18 protein-coding genes and 1 pseudogene are annotated in these 18132 nt (G+C 65.3%); 9 read left to right on the forward strand and 10 right to left on the reverse strand.

Annotated elements, in window-relative coordinates; genetic code table 11:
• Nucleotides 1–5: 5 nt before the first annotated feature.
• From A5750_RS00880 to A5750_RS00905, 7 genes are all read right to left on the reverse strand, one after another.
• Nucleotides 6–1058: a dihydrodipicolinate reductase gene (locus A5750_RS00880; protein WP_067260677.1), complete on the reverse strand. Its 1053-nt coding sequence runs from the start codon at nt 1056–1058 to the stop codon at nt 6–8.
• Entirely contained in the window at nt 1055–1486 is a 432-nt protein-coding gene (locus A5750_RS00885; protein WP_066948933.1) for a hypothetical protein, read from the reverse strand. The genes A5750_RS00880 and A5750_RS00885 overlap by 4 nt, the downstream gene beginning before the upstream one ends.
• Nucleotides 1487–1504: 18 nt before the next feature.
• Nucleotides 1505–2203 (reverse strand): hypothetical protein, encoded by a 699-nt coding sequence (locus tag A5750_RS00890; RefSeq protein WP_066948930.1) that lies wholly within the window; start codon nt 2201–2203, stop codon nt 1505–1507.
• On the reverse strand, nt 2200–2328 hold the full coding sequence (locus tag A5750_RS26500) for a hypothetical protein (protein WP_255360743.1): 129 nt from the start codon (nt 2326–2328) through the stop codon (nt 2200–2202). The genes A5750_RS00890 and A5750_RS26500 overlap by 4 nt, the downstream gene beginning before the upstream one ends.
• Before the next feature lie 14 nt (nt 2329–2342).
• Nucleotides 2343–3152, reverse strand: coding sequence for a CbbQ/NirQ/NorQ/GpvN family protein (locus A5750_RS00895; protein ID WP_067260681.1), 810 nt, complete (start codon nt 3150–3152; stop codon nt 2343–2345).
• A complete protein-coding gene (locus tag A5750_RS00900) occupies nt 3149–4684 on the reverse strand; it encodes a nitric oxide reductase activation protein NorD (protein WP_067260892.1) in 1536 nt (511 codons plus the stop codon). The genes A5750_RS00895 and A5750_RS00900 overlap by 4 nt, the downstream gene beginning before the upstream one ends.
• Before the next feature lie 260 nt (nt 4685–4944).
• Nucleotides 4945–5592, reverse strand: coding sequence for a hypothetical protein (locus A5750_RS00905; protein WP_197505325.1), 648 nt, complete (start codon nt 5590–5592; stop codon nt 4945–4947).
• Between the two features lie 385 nt (nt 5593–5977).
• On the opposite strand from A5750_RS00905, the gene A5750_RS00910 reads away from it, so the two are divergent.
• Nucleotides 5978–7081 (forward strand): dihydrodipicolinate reductase, encoded by a 1104-nt coding sequence (locus tag A5750_RS00910; protein WP_067260684.1) that lies wholly within the window; start codon nt 5978–5980, stop codon nt 7079–7081.
• A gap of 12 nt (nt 7082–7093) precedes the next feature.
• Here A5750_RS00910 and A5750_RS00915 read toward each other — a convergent pair whose 3' ends face one another.
• Nucleotides 7094–7693 (reverse strand): TetR/AcrR family transcriptional regulator, encoded by a 600-nt coding sequence (locus A5750_RS00915; RefSeq protein WP_067260686.1) that lies wholly within the window; start codon nt 7691–7693, stop codon nt 7094–7096.
• A gap of 213 nt (nt 7694–7906) precedes the next feature.
• Here A5750_RS00915 and A5750_RS00920 point away from each other — a divergent pair, with 213 nt between their 5' ends.
• The 3 genes from A5750_RS00920 (at nt 7907) to A5750_RS00930 (ending at nt 10663) form a co-directional block, all read left to right on the forward strand.
• The gene (locus A5750_RS00920; protein ID WP_066948915.1) at nt 7907–8695 is read left to right on the forward strand and encodes an SDR family NAD(P)-dependent oxidoreductase; all 789 of its coding nucleotides are present in this window, start codon (nt 7907–7909) and stop codon (nt 8693–8695) included.
• Nucleotides 8696–8760: 65 nt separating this feature from the next.
• Entirely contained in the window at nt 8761–9843 is a 1083-nt protein-coding gene (locus tag A5750_RS00925) for a dihydrodipicolinate reductase (protein ID WP_067260688.1), read from the forward strand.
• A 4-nt stretch (nt 9844–9847) separates the two neighbouring features.
• The gene (locus A5750_RS00930; RefSeq protein WP_067260692.1) at nt 9848–10663 is read left to right on the forward strand and encodes a mycofactocin-coupled SDR family oxidoreductase; all 816 of its coding nucleotides are present in this window, start codon (nt 9848–9850) and stop codon (nt 10661–10663) included.
• A gap of 5 nt (nt 10664–10668) precedes the next feature.
• Here A5750_RS00930 and A5750_RS00935 read toward each other — a convergent pair whose 3' ends face one another.
• The gene (locus A5750_RS00935) at nt 10669–11298 is read right to left on the reverse strand and encodes a TetR/AcrR family transcriptional regulator (RefSeq protein ID WP_067260695.1); all 630 of its coding nucleotides are present in this window, start codon (nt 11296–11298) and stop codon (nt 10669–10671) included.
• A 92-nt stretch (nt 11299–11390) separates the two neighbouring features.
• Between A5750_RS00935 and A5750_RS00940 the strand changes: the two genes are divergently transcribed.
• Complete coding sequence (locus tag A5750_RS00940) at nt 11391–12623, forward strand: cytochrome P450 (protein WP_067260699.1); 1233 nt, start codon at nt 11391–11393, stop codon at nt 12621–12623.
• An 8-nt stretch (nt 12624–12631) separates the two neighbouring features.
• Nucleotides 12632–13371: pseudogene (locus A5750_RS00945) on the forward strand (SDR family NAD(P)-dependent oxidoreductase).
• Here the strand turns inward: A5750_RS00945 and A5750_RS00950 are convergent.
• The gene (locus tag A5750_RS00950) at nt 13358–14029 is read right to left on the reverse strand and encodes a hypothetical protein (protein WP_066948897.1); all 672 of its coding nucleotides are present in this window, start codon (nt 14027–14029) and stop codon (nt 13358–13360) included. The pseudogene A5750_RS00945 and the gene A5750_RS00950 overlap by 14 nt on opposite strands.
• Nucleotides 14030–14109: 80 nt before the next feature.
• Here A5750_RS00950 and A5750_RS00955 point away from each other — a divergent pair, with 80 nt between their 5' ends.
• From A5750_RS00955 to A5750_RS00965, 3 genes are read left to right on the forward strand one after another with little or no spacing between them, the layout of a single operon-like run.
• Nucleotides 14110–15615: a carboxylesterase/lipase family protein gene (locus A5750_RS00955; RefSeq protein ID WP_066948895.1), complete on the forward strand. Its 1506-nt coding sequence runs from the start codon at nt 14110–14112 to the stop codon at nt 15613–15615.
• 18 nt (nt 15616–15633) lie between these two features.
• Nucleotides 15634–17640 carry a phosphotransferase gene (locus A5750_RS00960; RefSeq protein ID WP_067260704.1) on the forward strand — a complete coding sequence of 669 codons (2007 nt, stop codon included), beginning with the start codon at nt 15634–15636 and terminating at the stop codon, nt 17638–17640.
• The gene (locus A5750_RS00965; RefSeq protein WP_066948886.1) at nt 17637–18131 is read left to right on the forward strand and encodes a gluconokinase; all 495 of its coding nucleotides are present in this window, start codon (nt 17637–17639) and stop codon (nt 18129–18131) included. The genes A5750_RS00960 and A5750_RS00965 overlap by 4 nt, the downstream gene beginning before the upstream one ends.
• The last annotated feature ends 1 nt before the right edge of the window (nt 18132 follow it).

An 18132-nucleotide genomic window follows, 5' to 3' on the forward strand; every position in this document is an offset into this window, starting at 1 on the left:
TCTGTTCAACTGGTTGTCAAGACTCCGCGCGGAAGGAGCAGCGGTAGGTCGGTGTAGGTGGTGATGCCGGGCGGCGCGGCGATGACGGCGGGTATCGCGGTGATCGCCGGCATTGCGGTGATGGTGAGGCCCAGCATGATGTAGTCGTCCAACGTCGTACCGTCAAAGTCCGGCGGTGGGAGGAAACTCAGCGTGGTTCTGATGGTCGGGCGGCCCTGCACCTCGACCGTGTAACCCATGTCCAGCGGCCAATCCGGTTCCAGCGTCTGTCCTTTTCGCCATTGGCCGCCGATTTCGATGACCTCTCGACCAGCCAGTATCCCTGTCCAGCGAACGTGGATGCCGGCGACGCAACCCTTCGCGATGGTCCAGCCTCCGGGCAGGTGCAGATCCTCCGTGGTCTGGGCGTACTCGGCTTGACAACGGACCTCGTCGAGCTCGACGCCGAGGGCGTCGGCGAGCAGTAACACGCCGTCGCGGAAGATGCCGGATCCTTTCTCGGTGACGGCCGGGAGGTCCTGCTGATCGATCGGATAGCCGAAGCCCATGGGTATCTCGGTCGCCGGAGAGTTATAGATCGTGGTATCAAAGGATTCCAGCACCGAAACCTTATCCACCCGGTCGGAGAGCCCCGCGGACACGATGGTCAACAGTTGGATGAAGCCGGGGTTGATGCCAGTGCCGAAGATGCTCGATCCGCCCGCTTCGCACGCCCGCGCGATCCGCTCGCGGCCCTCGCCGAGGAAATGGCCGGTGACGAACCCGGCCGTGCCCACCACGTTGATACCTGCTTCGAGGATGCGAACCAGCTCGTTCACATTGGCGAACATCGGGTTGTAGATAATGCAATCCGGCTTCAGCGCGAGCAGCGCCTCGACGTCGTTGGTGGCCTTCACGCCGAGGGTTTCGATTCCGCACAGCTCGCCGACATCGCGCCCGGCCTTCTCCGGCGACCAGGCGTAACACCCGACGAGCTCCAGTGTGGGATTGGCGGCTATCGCCCGCACCGAACTCTTGCCGACGTTTCCCGTCGTCCACTGGACGACGCGGTACGTCAAGGGTGTGACCCTGCGTGCTGTTGGGCGGCCTGGCGGGCGAGCCTATCGTTGTGGATCTTGACGAGTTCGCGGAACCCGAGCCTGTGGTATTTCGGTATCGGCTGGATGCCCCACACGTCCTGCGCGGTGGCCTTGCCCTCGGCGCCCTCCGGCGGCCCGAAGGGCGGGTACGGATACTTGCACTCCAGGGTGTCGTTGGAGTAGCGAATCTTGAGCAGCTCGCTGCAGATTTGGGTGAGGCTAAGCGTGGGGTAGCCGTAATAGACGGCCATGAAGGGCAACGTGAACGCACCTTCGAGCACGAGTGCCACCAGGCATACCAAGACGGCCCGCTTGATCCATTTGTGCATGCGTGCGTAGTACGGCGTGGTACCCGGCTCGAGATCCGTGGTCGGTTCTTGTTCTTCGGTGGGCGACGGTGCGGTCATGGCACAGCTCCTTGAGGCCTAGTCGGTGAAGATTTCGCGGTTGACGGTGTGCAGGTAGGGGATGGCGAGGAACGGGGTGATGTAGAAGATGTCGTAGAGCCACCAGCCGATGACCGGGAATACGACGCCGGCGTACCGCACGTCGGCGAACATGGTCATGTTGAAGACGTAGGCGGACCAGATCACCACGCCCATCCAGCAGGTGACGACCATCCACTGATGGCCCCACCGCTTCATCTGTAGGAACCCGATCGCCGCGGCGACCCGCATGGAGAACACCGTGAGGATCAGCCCGGCCACGTAGGCCTTCTCGCCCGGTCCCGCCGCGCCGCCGACCCAGAGCTCGTTGTAGTGCCAGAAGTAGCCCGCATCAAACATGTTGCCCCAGCCCACCATCAGGACCCGGTTGATCAACGTGTGGTTGGCGACCAGGTCCAGGGCCCAGCCCAGGCTGTTAAGCATTCCGTCGATGAGGACCAGATAACCGATCAGCGTCACGATCATGGGCCGCACCGACAGGCCGGCGCGCAGCGCTTGGCGCTGCAGCCACACCCCGCGCATGAAGATGGGGAATCCGATCAGGCCCGGCGCCCACATGCCCATCAATGCCGCGCCGACGATCATCCACTTGTCGGCGCGGCGCTGTGCCTGGCGGGACTCGTCGTGGTGATCCTCGAAGCTGACCGAGCCGGTTGCCTGCGCGGCAACAGGTTTCACAGGTCCCACCACCCTCGGGCGAATGACATGTACAGCTGGATGCCGAACATCGCCAGCAGGTAGCCGTAGATGAAGATCTGGAAGACGATGAGCGCCCTCTTGCGCTTCTGTTCCTGTTGGTCCATGCCGGGCTCCTTTCTCATGGGGTCGCGCTCGGGGCGTCGGTGGCGGCCAGGCTGGCTGCCGCGACTTCACGAAGTCCGTCGGTGACTGCGCCGTCGGTGCTCAGTGGCGCGAGTATGCACGCATCGGCCGCATCCAATTCGGTTGCGCCGGCGGCGATCAGGTGCGCGGTCGTGACCAACACCCTGGTCGACGGCGGCTCGAAGTGAAAGGCTTCGTCGGCCGTGCGGATGGCAACCGCGCATTCGACCAACCGCCGCGCCGTCGTGAGGGGAATTCCGGCCTCGGCGACAATCACTTCGGCCTCGCGCTCGGGGGACAGATACCTCATCGCGAGTGTGACAAACCGCTGGCGGAACGACGGTTTGAGCTCCTTGAGCGAGCTGCGATACGCCGGGTTGTAGGAACACACCAGCATGAAGGTGTCCGGTGCCGTCACGACTTCGCCGGCGCGGTCGAGGTACAGCGCACGCCGGTGATCGGTGAGCGAATGCAGGATGGCCAGCGAGTCGTGGCGAGCTTCGACGACTTCGTCGAGATAGCAGATCGCGCCGGCTTTCACGGCCCGGGTCAGCGGGCCATCGGTCCACACCACGTCGCCACCGGTCACCATGAAGCGGCCGACGAGGTCGGAGCTGGTGAGGTCGTCGTGGCAACTGATGGTGACGACCGGTCGTTGCAACAGCAGGCCCATGTGCTCGACGAAACGTGTCTTGCCGCATCCCGTTGGGCCGGTCAGCATCACGGGCATGCGCTGGCGGAAGGCCTGCTCGAACAGCTGAACTTCGTTGCCGTTGGCGAAATAGAGATCGGTGGCAGCGTTCATGCGGCGACCAGTTCACGATGGACATGGGCCAACACCCTCGGGAGCTCCTCTACACGTTGGATTCGTTGCGACCGTCGGGGACCGAACACCTCGGGAAGGGGATCAACCCGGGTCGGTCCGACCCCGAGGTAGTACGTCGACACGCCGGCGTCGTTAGCCTCCTCGACGGCGTGCGCGGCATCCGCCCAGGCGTACCGGCCTTCATAGCCTTCATCGGAGATCAGGCCGTCGCCGATGACGATCAGCAGCCGACGCTCGGAGGGCTGCGCCAGGAGTCGGCTCGTCAAATGGCGCAGCGGCGCGCCGAGCCTGGTGTATCCGCGGGTGGACAGGCCAAGCCCGCTTGGAGCCACGAGCCGGCGGTCTTCGAAGTCCTTGAGGCAATGGACCTCGACCCGATGGCGGGTATTGCCGGTGAACACAAAGACGCCGTGTCGCTCGCGCGCCAGTGTCATGGCGCGCGAAAGCGCGTCGGCACAGGCCAATTCCAGTCGGAAGATTCGCCCGCCGTGCACCCCGAGCGAGGAACTGCCGTCAAGCAGTACGGCCGTCGTGACGTCACGGGTGCTGGGCAGCAACTCGCGGAATATCTTCGGCTCCTTGGCTTCGCCGGTGGTCAGGTCGATGTAGTGGTTGACGTATTGGTCGACGTCGAGGTCGGAGCCGTCCTCGAGGCGATTTGTCATCGCACGATGGGTGTGTTCTTCGAACCACTTCCGTACGTCGACGGCTACTGGCACAGGACGGCGACTGCGCCGGGCGTCTGCACGCTCGATCACGGCGACGTGATCGCGCATGAATCGCTGTGTCCACATGTTCCATTCGGGGTAAGGAATCCCGGGCCGGTGTTCTGGCGTGACGTCGAAATCGTTGTCCTGGGGCCGGCTCGGCGGTGGCAGGTTGGGATTGCGGACGCCGCCGTCGCCGCCGACGGGAACCGAGTACGGCCGCGGAAGGCGCTTTTGCGTTGTCGTCCATGGCATCCTGCCGAAGCTGCGACGCAACCGGTCGGTCACACCCTGCGGCATCGTGTAAGCCAGCGGCAGATTGCCCAGCAGTGGATGAACCGTCAATGCCTGCTCTTTGGCTGCCAACGCAATTGCCCTGTCGAGCATGTGTTCCGCGGCCATATCGCCGGCTTCGGGATCGATCTCCGGGAGCAGCCGCTGCAGCTCGGGCAGCAGGCCCGGCCATCGCGATGCTATCCAGCCAAGCGCGACGCCGGCTTCGACAATCGTGAGCGCACGCAGCTCGCGAGCGGACAACTCGTTCAGGCGGTATTCGGTGATACGTTCTTTCGACGGCGAACATTGAAGGGCCACACCGCATGTCAGGGCTCTGCGTGTCCAGCCGGGGTTCGACAGGCGGGTCGCGGGGTAGGGGACATGAACGAACGTGAGCGCGGCATTCAGACCGAAGCAACGCCGGTCACCGGTGACGAGCCGGACGCCCTCGCGACGTTGCTCACTGAGCGCGACGGCCGTCACGGAGCAGCTCCGTTCCAGGGCCATCGCCGCGGAATCTTCAGCCATCAGGGGCATCCCATGCGTTCCGGCGGCCCGGTCCACCGTTCAGAACGTACCGATGTTGGAGAACAGCCAATACCAGAACCAGATGATCAGGCCGGTGCCGCCCCATGCGGCGACGTAGCGAAGGATTTCCCACACATAGTCCACGATTTGACCTCCTCGGTGACGTAGTCATGCGATGCGTGCTGAGATCTCGAAAACTTTCTCGGTACAGCGAGACTCCCCGGCGATCGGCTTGTCGACTGGATTCCACGTCGCGCATGTCAGTCGGAGAAGAGTTCGCGGTTGACGGTGTGCAGATAGGGGATTGCCAGGAACGGGGTGATGTAGAAGATGTCGTAGAGCCACCAGCCGACGACCGGCAGTACGACGCCGGCGAAGCGCACGTCGGCGAACATGGTCATGTTGAAGACGTAGGTAATCCAAATCACCACGCCCATCCAGCAGGTGACGACCATCCACTGATGGCCCCATCGCTTCATCTGCAGGAAGCCGATCGCCGCCGCGATTCGCATGGTGAAGACCGTCAGGATGAGACCGACCTCCATGGCTTTTTCGCCAGGACCGGCCGCGCCGCCGACCCAGAGTTCGTTGTAGTGCCAGAAGTAACCGGCGTCGAACATGTTGCCCCACCCGTTCAGCAGCACACGGGCCAGCAGAGTATGGCTTGCCACCAGGTCGAGTGCCCATCCGACAGTGTTGATCGCGGCGTCGATGATGACCAGGTAGCCGAGCAACGTGACCAGCATTGGACGGACGGAAAGCCCATCCCGTTGGGCTCTGCGCAGTAACCGCACTCCCCAGAGGAACAGTGGCAGGCCGAAGACGCCGAGGGCGGCGGTGCCGATCAGGAGACTGCCGGAGATAAGCCACTTGTCGGCCTGACGCTGCGCGTATTGCGACCGCTCCATGTGTTCGTCGATTGTCAGCCCCGGTGAGGCAGCGCCACCTGGCCCGGCTCCCGTGCCAGTGCCGGCATCACGCTGTCGCAGTTTCGGCAGATTCACGAACCCTCCATCCGATTGGATCGGCTTCCGCACTATAACAGGCTGACTACAGTCAGCAGAAGGCCGCGACACCGCCACCTGAAGGCTGGAGTTGATCTTTTGGTCCCGACTGCTGCACAGTGCCATTAGCCGGTTCAGCGGCTAGATCCGAGCGAACTGCCCCCGCTGAAGCTGCAGCTCCGGCGGGCTATTACTGACAAAAGTCAGCCCTGAATCGTTGACACACCTTTCAAGGCGCGCCTACGCTCAGCGAGCACTCAGCCGTTCCGGCCCTGCAAGAGGAGTAGCGATGACACCCAAGTCGCCGGCCGAGAAGAAGTATCGCGTAATCCAGTGGGGCGTCGGCAATGTCGGGACGATCGCGCTCCGTCATTTTGTTCACAACCCTGCCTACGAACTGGTCGGAGTGCTGTGCAATCGTCCGGAGAAGGTGGGCAAGGACGCCGGCGAACTGTGCGGAAAAGCACCGACCGGTGTGTACGCGACCAACGACAAGGCTGTCGTCGAGGCACTCGATGCCGATTGCGTGTTCTATGCGCCCTTATGGTCGGACGCAGATGAGGTGTGCCGCTTGCTGCGCGGCGGCAAGAACGTCGTCGCGTCAGGTGGCGCGTGGTGGTATCGAACCGAGCACAGCCGGGCGGACATCGACAAGATCGACGCCGCCTGCCACGAGGGCGGCACGTCGTTTCATGCCGGTGGTGTGAATCCGGGTTTTGCCGGCGACCTGCTCGTCCTGACACTGGCGCGGATCGTCAGTCAGATCGACACTATTCACATCTACGAGGTGGTGAATTTCGGGCGGGACACGCTGAAGTACTTGTTCGAGATGGGCATGGGGAGCGATCCGGCCGGGTTTGAGGATGGCCCGAATCTGCTGGGGCAAGCATGGCCATTGTTCGCGCAGTCGATGGCAATGGTCGTGGAGGGAATGGGTAAAACGGTTGACAAGTACACGACCGAGGTGGAGCTCGGCGTCGCCACTCGGGACATCCCCTTCGAAGGCGGGGAGACCAGCGACATGCCGGGCTTCAAGGGCGTGATCAAGAAGGGCACCGTCGCTCGCCAGCATCACAAATGGACGGCGTGGGTCGAGGGGAGACCTCTCATCATTTTTCATGAGATATACACAATGGATACCTTCGATGCTATTGAACCGCAAGAGGATTGGCCCCAGCATTACCACTACCGCATAGTGATCGAGGGCGATTCATCCACCGAGCTGATCTTGCAGGGGGCGCGGGACCCGAATGGCGGCTACGCCCTGCCCGGCTATACCTGGACCGCGATGGGGCCCGCGAACGCGATTCCCGCGGTTTGCGACGCTCCACCGGGGTTCATGTCCCACAAGGAACTCGGGCTCATGCCGCTGCGAGGCGTCATACGGCCTTAGTGCCGCCGCGCGTTAAGGCTTCAGGCTGCGCAATGTCCTCGCGACGTAGTCTTCCAGCAGGGCGTGGCCGGTCGGCCAGTGGTTGGTCGTAATCAACAGGGCGTAGAGGCCCAGCAGAAAGAACACCGCACTGTTCATGGGATTGACGTCCGGATCGGTCTCACCGCATTCTTGAGCCCGCGCGATCTCCTGGGCGACCAATACGATCAGAGGGTGATCCCTGCCGTCTTCGGTAGGGGGACGAGTTTGGGAGAAATGCAGTGCGAGAAAGTCATTGAAGAGCAGATCGCCTAGCCGACGTTCCAAGCCGACCACCAAGCGGACCGCCTCGTTCAACGAAGAAACAAGATCGTGCTTGGACTTCAAGAATTGGGCGAACTGCTTGGCTATCCGGCCTTCTTCGCGACGCTCCAACTCCAGCAGCACGTGCTCTTTGGTGGGGAAGTGGAAAAAGAAGGTGCCGTGGGCAACCCCTGCCGCGGCCACGATGGCACTGACGTCGGCCTCGGCCATACCGGCGCGGGCGAACTCGGCGATCGCGGCGCCCATCAATCGCTCCCTCGTCTGCAGGCGCTTCGCTTCGCGTGCCGACACCCGGTCCGTCACAGCCATCTCAATTCCTCACACTTGACCCGACTCCGGCAAGAGTGCCAAGGATAACTCAGCCATTATGCCGTGTTATCGCCAAAAAGGCTTGCATAACTTGACTATTGTCGGATCACACCGACCGCCACAGATCCCGACCGCGCAAGATCGTTGACTTTAGTCAGCAATACTCCCTAGATTGAACTCGCACTTACCACGCATGGTCAAAGGAGCCCCGGCATGGCATTGGAGCAGTTCCGCCTCGATGGACAGGTCGCAATCGTCACTGGCGCCGGGAAGGGCGTCGGCGCGGGCATAGCGCGGGTCTTGGCGGAGGCGGGCGCCACGGTCGTCGGGACCGCACGCACCGAGGCGGACATCGTCGGCACGATTCGAGGCATCGAGGCCGCGGGCGGCAAGGGGCTGGCGCTCGTGGCCGACGCGATGAGTCGTCCCGACGGGGAGCGGGTCGTGAACGCCGCGATGGAGCGGTTCGGCCGCATCGACATTCTGGTCAACAATGTCGGTGGGTCGACCTACGCGCGGTTCTTGGACATCACCGACGAGGACTTCCGGCACACGTTCGACTGGTGCGTGACGTCGGCGTTCATCATGAGTCAGCTTGCTGCCCCACACATGCTCAGCGCCGGACACGGTTCCATCATCAACATCTCGTCGGGCTCGGCCCGGTTCGGCATCCGCGCACTGACCGCATATTGTGTCGCGAAGGGCGGCCTGGAAGCGCTAACCCGCGCTATGGCACAGGAACTCGCCCCAAAAATTCGCGTCAACGCCATCGCCCTGGGTTCGTTCGCCACCGACGGCCTGAAGGGCAGCCTGGATCTGATGCCCGGTTCGCTGGAGAAGATGCAGGAGGCCACGCCGCTGCACCGGCTGGGCGACGTCGAGGACCTGGGGCGGCTCGCGGTATATCTCTGCACCCGCGATTGTTACGCGACCAACGCGACCTTCCACGTCGACGGCGGCATCGACTCCAACAATTCGCCGCTGCCGATACCCGACTACTGACCCCGCGCCGCGATTGAACGCGCCATGATGGTGCATCATCCGCCGCTGGAAGGACGAAGGTAACCGTGCGCAGAGTCATCCAATTCTCCACCGGAAACGTGGGCCGGCACTCGTTGCGAGCCATCATCGGCAGACCGGATCTCGAACTGGTCGGCGTGCACGCCGCCAGCGCCGAGAAGATCGGTCAGGATGCGGCGCGGTTGTGCGGACTGGACGAACCGACCGGTGTCATCGCCACCGATGACATCGACGCGCTGGTGGCCCTGGGCGCCGACTGCGTGGTTTACACGTCGCAGGCCGAAACTCGGCCGCTGGAAGCCATCGAGCAGATGGCCAAGTTCCTCGCGGCGGGCACCAATGTCGTCGGCACGTCGATGGTCTGGCTGGTCACACCGCGCCACGCCGACGATTGGCTGCGGGAGCCCCTGGAGCGTGCTTGTGCGGCCGGCGACACCTCGCTCTATGTCAACGGCATCGACCCCGGTTTCTCCGGCGACACGTTGGTGCACTCGGCGGCCAGCCTGACCACCCGCATCTCCTCGATCACCGTGCAGGAGATCTTCGATTACGGAAATTACGATGACGCCGAGTTCACTGGTGCTGCAATGGGATTCGGGTCGAAGCCGGACGACGACTCGCCGATGATGTTTCTGCCCGGGGTGATCGTGTCGATGTGGGGCGGTCAGGTCCGCAGCCTGGCGGACAATCTCGACATCAAACTGGACGACGTGCGCCAGCGCGTCGAACCCTGGTACACGCCGGAACGAATCGAATGCACAATGATGACGGTGGAGCCCGGACAAATGGCCGCGGTGCGCTTTGCCACCGAGGGCGTACGTGACGGCGTGCCGGTGATCACCCTCGAGCACGTCACCCGGCTCACTCAGGCCGCGGCGCCCGACTGGCAATACCCACCCGAGGGGCATACCGGCGTACACCGCGTCGTCGTGGAGGGTGAGCCGCGGGTGGAAATCAACACCCACGTGTCCCATCCGGTACTGGATTCCACTGACGCAGGCTGTATTTCGACGGCGGGGCGGGCCGTCAATGCGATCGACTGGGTGTGCCGCGCACGCCAAGGACTACTCGGGGTCGAGGACATCCCGCTGTCGGCGACGATGGGCGGCCTGATGTGGAACGAGCGGTAGCCGGGTGACACCACATGAGGGGCGTGTTGCCGGTAAGCGCATTCTGATCACCGGCGCCGCCCGCGGGATGGGCCGAGGCCACGCGCTGCGGCTTGCCGAGGAGGGTGCGGACCTCATCCTGGTCGACATCTGCCAATCCTTGCCCCAGGTCGAGTATCCGCTGGCAACAGAGGACGACCTGGCCGAAACAGTTGGCCTGGTACGGGATTTCGGCCATGGCTGTACGAGCTACGTCGTCGATGTTCGCGACGAGGCGCAGTTGCGCGCGGCCGTTGATGACGGCGTGAGCGAGCTTGGCGGGCTCGACGGCGCTGTGGCAAACGCCGGTGTGCTGACCGTGGCGTCCTGGGACAAGACAACCGCCGATCAGTGGCGCACGGTGGTCGATGTCAATCTCATCGGGGTGTGGAACACCTGCGCGGCCGCGATACCGCACTTGCTCGACCAGGGCGGCGGCAGCCTGGTCAATGTCAGCTCCGCCGGTGCGATCAAGGGCTTTCCGCTGCAGACGCCCTACACGGCGGCCAAGCATGGTGTGGTCGGGCTGACGCTGGCCTTGGCCAACGAACTGGCGGCACAAAGCGTTCGCGTCAATACCGTGCTGCCGACCGGTGTCCCCACGGGGATGGTCCCGCCGTCGTTCGGCCCCCTCCTGGGTGAGCAACGGTCCGACCTGATTCCCATCTTCGTCAACGCGATGCCCACTCCGGCCGTGGAACCCGCCGATGTCAGCAACGCGGTGCTGTTCCTGCTATCCGATGAATCCCGATATGTCACAGGGCTCGAGTTCAAAGTCGACGCCGGGGTGACCATCAACTAAATCGCTTAGAGCGGCCAGCTATTCGGCCCGATCTCGTAACGCAGCGCAGCGGCCGGCGGCAACGGCTGTCGATCGTTGACCGAAATCGCATCGACGACGAGTGCGACATAGCGTCGCCATCCGTCGCTGCCCGACTCCATCGTCGACAGGACGCTGAAGAGCATCGCGATCAGGCGCGGGAGGTCATCGGCGACCAGGTCGGTGCGGATGCTGCCTACGCGCTGGCCTTCTCGGGCAAGCTCGCCGAGCGCCTCGTTAAGCGAAACCGAGATGTCGGATGTGAGCGCACCGGCCCGGCGCGCGGCAGTCAGCAGGTTGTGTTCGCGCGCCCCCAATGAAATAGCCGCTTCGATCAGCTGAGTGAGACCGCGTAGCGGATCCTTCGCGTTGCGGGCGGCGTCGATCACCGGCGTGAGGTCCTCCGCGATGCTCTGATCCAGGGCGGCGCGGACCAGGTCGGCCTTCGCCGGGAACCTGCGGTACAGGGTTCGCTCACCCACCCCCGCGCGGCGAGCGACCGCCTCCACCGGGGCGTCGGGGCCCAAGTCGCCGTAGACCTCGCGCGCCGCGCGCAGGATGCGCTCGACGTTGCGAGCCGCGTCCGCCCGCAACGGCCGGTCTGCAACCGCGGTCATGGTGACAGCCTAACTGACAGTTGACTGCCAACAAGGGGAGCTTTACGCTCTACAACTGGCAGACAACTGACAGTTAATGGGAAACGCGGCTTATGTCAACAGCTTCCAAATCTTTCGGAACCGCCGACGCCAGCCCTGACGCCGAACTACCGGTGCTACCGGTGCCCCGGCCTGGACACTGCCCGCTCGCGCCGCCACCCGAGTTCGCGGACTGGCGCGAACAACCCGGGCTGCGACGTGCGATCTTCCAGGGCAAACCGGTATGGGTGGTCAGCCGATACCGGGACATCAGGGCGGCACTGGTCGATCCGCGCTTGTCCGCGAAGACCATCCCGGACTCCATAATGCCTACGGACGCTGACAACAAAGTCCCCGTGATGTTCGCTCGGACCGACGACCCCGAACACCATCGGATCCGGCGCATGATGACCAGCAACTTCACCTTCCGGCGTTGCGAATCGATGCGGCCGCACATCCAGGAAGTGGTCGACCACAATCTCGGCCAAATGATCGCCAACGGTGCGCCTGCGGATCTGGTGCGCGAATTCGCCTTGCCGGTGCCGTCTATGGTGATCGCGCTGTTGCTGGGAGTGTCGCCCGAAGACCTCGAACTCTTCCAACGCAACACCACGACCGGCCTCGACCAGAAGTCCACCGACGCGGAAAAGGGCCAGGCCTTCGGCGCCATGTACGCCTATATCGAGGAGCTGGTGAAACGCAAAGAACGCGAACCCGGAGACGACCTGATCAGCCGCCTGGTCACCGAATACGTGGCGACGGGCCAACTCGACCGTGCCACCACGGCCATGAACGGGGTGATCATGATGCAGGCGGGCCACGAAACCACCGCCAATATGATTTCCTTGGGAACCGTTGCGCTGCTGGAACATCCGGAAGTCTTCGAGCGACTCGGACAAACCGACGACCGTGCCGCCATCGCGAACATCGTCGAAGAACTCATGCGCTACCTCACCATCGTGCACAGCCAGGTCGATCGCGTGGCGACTGAAGATCTGATGATCGGTGGTGAGCTGATTCGCGAGGGCGAGGTCGTCATGATGAGCCTGCTTGCCGGAAACTGGGACGCCGAATTCGTCGATAATCCCGAATCCTTCGATGCCGACCGAAACACCCGCGGACACTTGGGCTTCGGGTACGGCGTGCACCAATGCATCGGCGCGAACCTGGCCCGCGTCGAGATGCAGGTCGCGTTCGCCACGCTGGCGCGCCGACTACCCGGGCTGAAGCTGGCGGTGCCGCCGGAGAGACTGAGATTCAAAGAGGCTCACATCTACGGCATGAAAGAGCTTCCGGTCACCTGGTGACAACGACCATGCGATTCGACAATCAGGTCGTCGTAATCACCGGTGCAGCCAGAGGTTTGGGCAGACAATACGCACTCCTCCTCGCCTCGCGCGGCGCCCGAGTCGTGGTCAACGACACCGGTGGATCGCTGACCGGGAATGGCTCCAACCCCTCATCGACGTCCACTTGAACGGTGCGTTCAACGTGACGCGGCCCGCGTGGCGCGCGATGCGCGAGCAGCGCTACGGCAGGGTGCTCAACACCTGCTCGGCCGCCGGAATCCTCGGCGCCGAACGCATGAGCAACTACGGCGCGGCGAAGACCGGGCTGGTCGGCTTGACCCGCGTGCTGGCCGCCGAGGGGGCCGAGCACGGCATCAAGGTCAACGCCATCGCGCCGATCGCCTACACCCGGATGCTGACGCACTCGATCGACGGCGCCGGCCCGCAGGATGACCCGGCGGCGAAAGCGGTGCTGAATGACCTTGTGGGCCAATACCTTCAAAAGCTGGACCCGGCGCAAGTCGCGCCGGTGGCGGCCTTCCTGACGCACCGGGAATGCCCGGTTTCCGGAGAGATCTACACGGTCGGTGCCGGACATGTCGCGCGCTTCTTCATCGGCCGGACAAAGGGTTTCTACGACCCCGACCTGTCGATCGAGGATGTGCGCGACCATCTCGATGAGATTCGCGACGAAGCCGGCTACACGGTCCCCGGTGGGCCCGCCGACGAGATGGCGGAGCTGTTCGCGACCATCACGAACAGCTGAACGCCGTGCCGACGCCGTCCGGTGCGGGCGCCGGCCGCAGGCAGCCGTACGGCTGGCTGCCCGCGGGGCTCAATCGGGCGGCCGACTGGTGGGCGTAGTTCACGCAATACAGTCCGGTTTGATCGGCGCGGCAACGATAGTCGCCGAATGACAGCGAGTCACCGTTCGCCAACTCCGAGCCATTGCCGTTGATGAACGGGCCGGGATCGGCGCGCGAAGCACCCACCTGCAGGTTCGCCCCGTCGAAGGTCACCCAGCCGCCCTGCCAGCCGCCGTAGGACGTCGGGGGAGCGGGTGGTGGGTTGGTCAGGCTCACCAGGCAGAGCAGGGCGGCGCCCGTGTGCTTGGAATCGGTCGTGCAGGATGCTTTGCCGGCGGCGGCCGTGAATGCGATGTCGTTGCCGAGCGGTGTGGTCGCACCGTCCCGGATCGCGTCGTGATAGCGACCGGGGTCCGCGGGATGGCCGGCCTCGATCCACGCGACGACGTCGGAGATCGAGGCCCCGGCCGCCGGCGCGGCGTTCGGGGCCGGTGGTTTGCCTCCCGACGGGGTGGTCGCAGCGGTCGTGGGGGCATGGGTTTGCTGGGACTGGCCGGCGACGGTGTGGGAGCACCCGGCGACGAGTAACGACGCTGCCAGCAGCGCGGCAATCCGCATCTAGTCAGGCTAAACCGCCATGCTCGCAAAATAAGGCGCTGCGCGCGCGTTACGCCCGGCATGTCCGCTAACGTCGGGTTATGCATCAGCGCACCGTCCGCGCACGCACCACCGTCGGCACCGTGGAAGGTTTCACCCGCGACGCCGTCCACCGCTGGCGATCCATTCCGTACGCCCGACCGCCGGTCGGGCCCCTGCGATTGCGGGCGCCGCGGCCGGCGCAACCGTGGTCGGGGGTGCGGCACTGCCACGGCTTCGCCAACTGCGCGCCCCAGCAGCGCCGCTACACGATGCTCGGGGTCGGCCGCTACCAGCCGATGGGGGAGGACTGCCTCACCCTCAACGTCGTCACCCCCGAGGGCCCCGCCGAAGAACCGCTGCCCGTCATGGTCTTCATTCACGGCGGCGGCTACATCCTGGGCAGCTCGGCCACGCCGCTGTACGACGGCGCCGCGCTGGCGCGCCGCGGTTGCGTGTACGTATCGGTGAACTACCGGCTGGGCGCGTTGGGCTGCCTGGACCTGTCGTCCCTCTCGACCCCGGACATCGCCATCGACAGCAACCTGTTCCTGCGCGACCTGGTGATGGCGTTGCGCTGGGTGAAGGACAACATCTCCGCGTTCGGTGGCGACCCGGACAACGTCACCATCTTCGGGGAGAGCGCGGGCGCGCACATCACCGCCACCCTGCTGGCGGTGCCCGCCGCCGAAGGGCTGTTCGCCCGGGCCATCTCGGAGAGCCCGGCCGCCGGCATGGTCCGGTCGCAAGAGACCGCGGCGGAATTCGCGACGCGCTTCGCCGCGCTGCTGGGGGCGCGGCCGGAGAATGCCGCCGAGGTGCTGATGCAGGCGTCCCCGGCGCAACTGGTCGACGCCCAGCACCGGCTGATCGACCAGGGCATGGAGGACAGGCTGGGCGCTTTTCCGATCGGCCCGGTCGCCGGCGACGACGTTGTGCCCATCGACCCGGTCGAGGCGATGCGCGGAGGGCACGCGCACCGGGTGCCGCTCATCGTAGGCACCAATGCGGAAGAGGGGCGCCTGTTCACCCGCTTCCTCAAAATGCTGCCGACCAATCAAGAGATGATCGAGGAACTGTTGGCCGACACGGAACCGGCTGCGCGCGAACGCATTACGTCCGCATACCCGGACTACCCCGCGCCGTCGGCATGCGTCCAGCTCGGTGGCGACTTCGCCTTCGGGTCGGCGGCCTGGCAGATCGCCGAGGCGCATAGCGCGCACGCGCCCACCTATCTCTACCGCTACGACTACGCCCCCCGCACGCTGCGCTGGTCGGGGCTGGGCGCCACCCATGCCACTGAGTTGCTGGCCGTTTTCGACGTCTATCGCACCCGATTCGGCGCGCTGCTGACCGCCGCTGCCGATCGGCGCGCCGCGCTACGGGTCAGTAACCAGGTGCAGCGGCGGTGGCGGTCCTTCAGCCGCCACGGCGCCCCGGGCGACGACTGGCCCACCTACACCACCGCCGACCGTGCCGTCATGGTCTTCGACCGCAAGAGCCGCGTCGAGTTCGATCCACATCCGCACCGCCGGATTGCCTGGGACGGCTTCTCCCTGGCGCGGTGACCTGGCACGCTGACCCTCATGCATGCCGACACCGCACAAGTCATCGAAAGACCCGGCGACCTCACCGCCGCATGGCTGGAATCGATGGTCGGCGCCGGGCCCATCGCCGATTTCGCGGCGGAACGCATCGGCACCGGACAGATGAGCGAGTGCTACCGCGTCCGGCTCAGCTATGCCGATGGCGCCGCGACGCCCGGCAGGCCCGAGTCGGTGGTCCTCAAGGTCGCGGCGACCGACCCGGTGAGTCGGCAAACGGGGCTGGCGCTGGGCCTCTATGAGCGCGAGGTGCGTTTCTACGCCGACATAGCGCCGCGCCTGGGCGGCCCGATAGCGCCCTGCTACCACGCCGCCGTCGATACCGCGACGGGCGCGTTCGATCTGTTGCTGGGCGATGCCGGACCGGCCGTCGTCGGGGACGAAATCGCCGGTGCGACAGCCGAACAGGCGCACCTCTGTGTCGTCGAGCTCGGGCGGCTGCACGGGCCGCTGCTCGGCGACACCACCTTGGCCGAGGCCCCGTGGCTGAATCGGGAATCGCCGCTCAACCAGGCGATGATCGCCCCGCTGTACGCCGGGTTCATCGACCGCTACGGCGACCAGATCGCGCCGGAGCACCGCATGGTGTGCGAACGCCTGATCGCGTCCTTCGACGGCTACCTGGCCGCCGAGTCGGCGCCCGACCGGATCTGTGGGCTGATGCACGGCGACTACCGCCTGGACAACCTGTTGTTCGGCACCGCGGGGGCCGACCGGCCGCTGACGGTCGTCGATTGGCAGACGGTTTCCTGGGGTCCGGCCCTGACCGACCTGTCCTACTTCCTCGGCTGCGCGCTGCCCACCCCGGATCGCCGGGAGCAGTACGATGCGTTGTTGCGGGCCTATCACGAGGCGCTGGGGCCCGCGGCGCCGCTGTCGCTCGCCGACGTAGCCGAAGGTGTTCGCAGGCAAAGCTTTTTCGGCGTGATGATGGCGATCGTCTCGTCAATGCTGGTGGAACGCACCGAGCGCGGCGACCGGATGTTCATGACGATGCTGCAACGGCACTGTGATCACGTGCTCGACACCGACGCGCCGACGACCCTGCCCGCCGCCCAGATGCCCGAACCCCTGCGGCCCACGGAGGAGGACGAAGGTGCGCACGCGCCGACCGCCGAACCGCTGTGGAGCGAGAGCTGGTATGCCGACTTCGCCGATGCGGCACAGGGATTGGGCGGCTGGTTCCGCCTCGGCCTGATCGCCAACGAGCAGACGGCGTGGGTGCATGCGCTGCTCTGCGGGCCCGGCATGCCCACCGTGGCCGTCGACGCGCAAGTACCGCTGCCGGCGAACCCGTGGGACGTGCGCACCGAATCCTTCGAGCTCGGCCACGCCGCGCCCACCCCGCTGCAGACCTACCGCGTCCACCTGCACGCGCGCGCTCAGGCTTACCCCGATCCGTCGGCGTTGTTGCGCGGGGAGCCCGGCACGCCCGTCGAAATGACGATGAGCTTGGTGTGGGACACCGACGGCGTCCCGTACAAATACCGGTTGACGACGCGCTACGAGATCCCGTGCCGGGTCTCGGGCACGGTCACCATCGGTGACGCCAGCTACCGCGTCGAGTCGGCCCCCGGCCAGCGCGACCACTCGTGGGGCGTGCGTGACTGGTGGAGCATGGACTGGATTTGGAGCGCGCTGCACCTCGACGACGGCACCCACCTGCACGGCGTCAACATCCGGATTCCCGGCGCGCCGGCCTTCAGCATCGGCTACTCCCAGGACGCGCGGGGAACGGTCACCGAGCTGGAAACGGTAGAATCACGAGAGTCGTTCGGCGCCAACGGGTTACCGCTGGGGGCCACCTTGGCACTCAATCCCGGCGAGATCACTGCGGACGTCGAGGTCCGCGGCCAGGCGCCGGTGCGTCTGATCGCCGCGGACGGCCGGGTGAGCCAGTTCCCGCGAGTCTGGGCGACCATCCAGACGGCCGACGGACGCAACGGCGTCGGCTGGCTGGAATGGAACCGCAACCTCGCGTCAGAGTGAGCGGACGGGCCCCCGTCGTGGTGATGGGTGTTTCCGGATCGGGTAAGTCGACCGTCGGAGCGGCGCTCGCACGACGCTTGCGGGTGCCGTTCGTGGACGCCGACTCCCTGCACCCGCCGGCCAACATCGCCAAGATGGCGGCCGGTGAACCGCTCGACGACGACGACCGCTACCCCTGGCTGGACAAGGTCGGGGAGTGGTTGGCCGGCCACCGCGACGGAGGCGTGGCGAGTTGTTCGGCGCTCAAGCGCAAATACCGCGACCAGTTGCGCACGCACTGCCCGCAGGTCGAATTCCTGCACCTCGCCGGTTCACCGGCACTCATCAGCGGCCGGCTGGCCGCCCGGACCGGTCATTTCATGCCGGCCGGGCTGCTGCGCTCCCAATTCGACGCGCTCGAGCCGCTCGGCGCCGACGAGGCCGGCGCGACCGTTGATGTCGGCCCGGGCGTCGATGCCATCGTCGACGCCTACCTGCGCGGCGACGCGTGAG

It is taken from the genome of Mycobacterium sp. 852002-51613_SCH5001154, from assembly GCF_001667425.1.
Lineage (GTDB): Bacteria > Actinomycetota > Actinomycetes > Mycobacteriales > Mycobacteriaceae > Mycobacterium.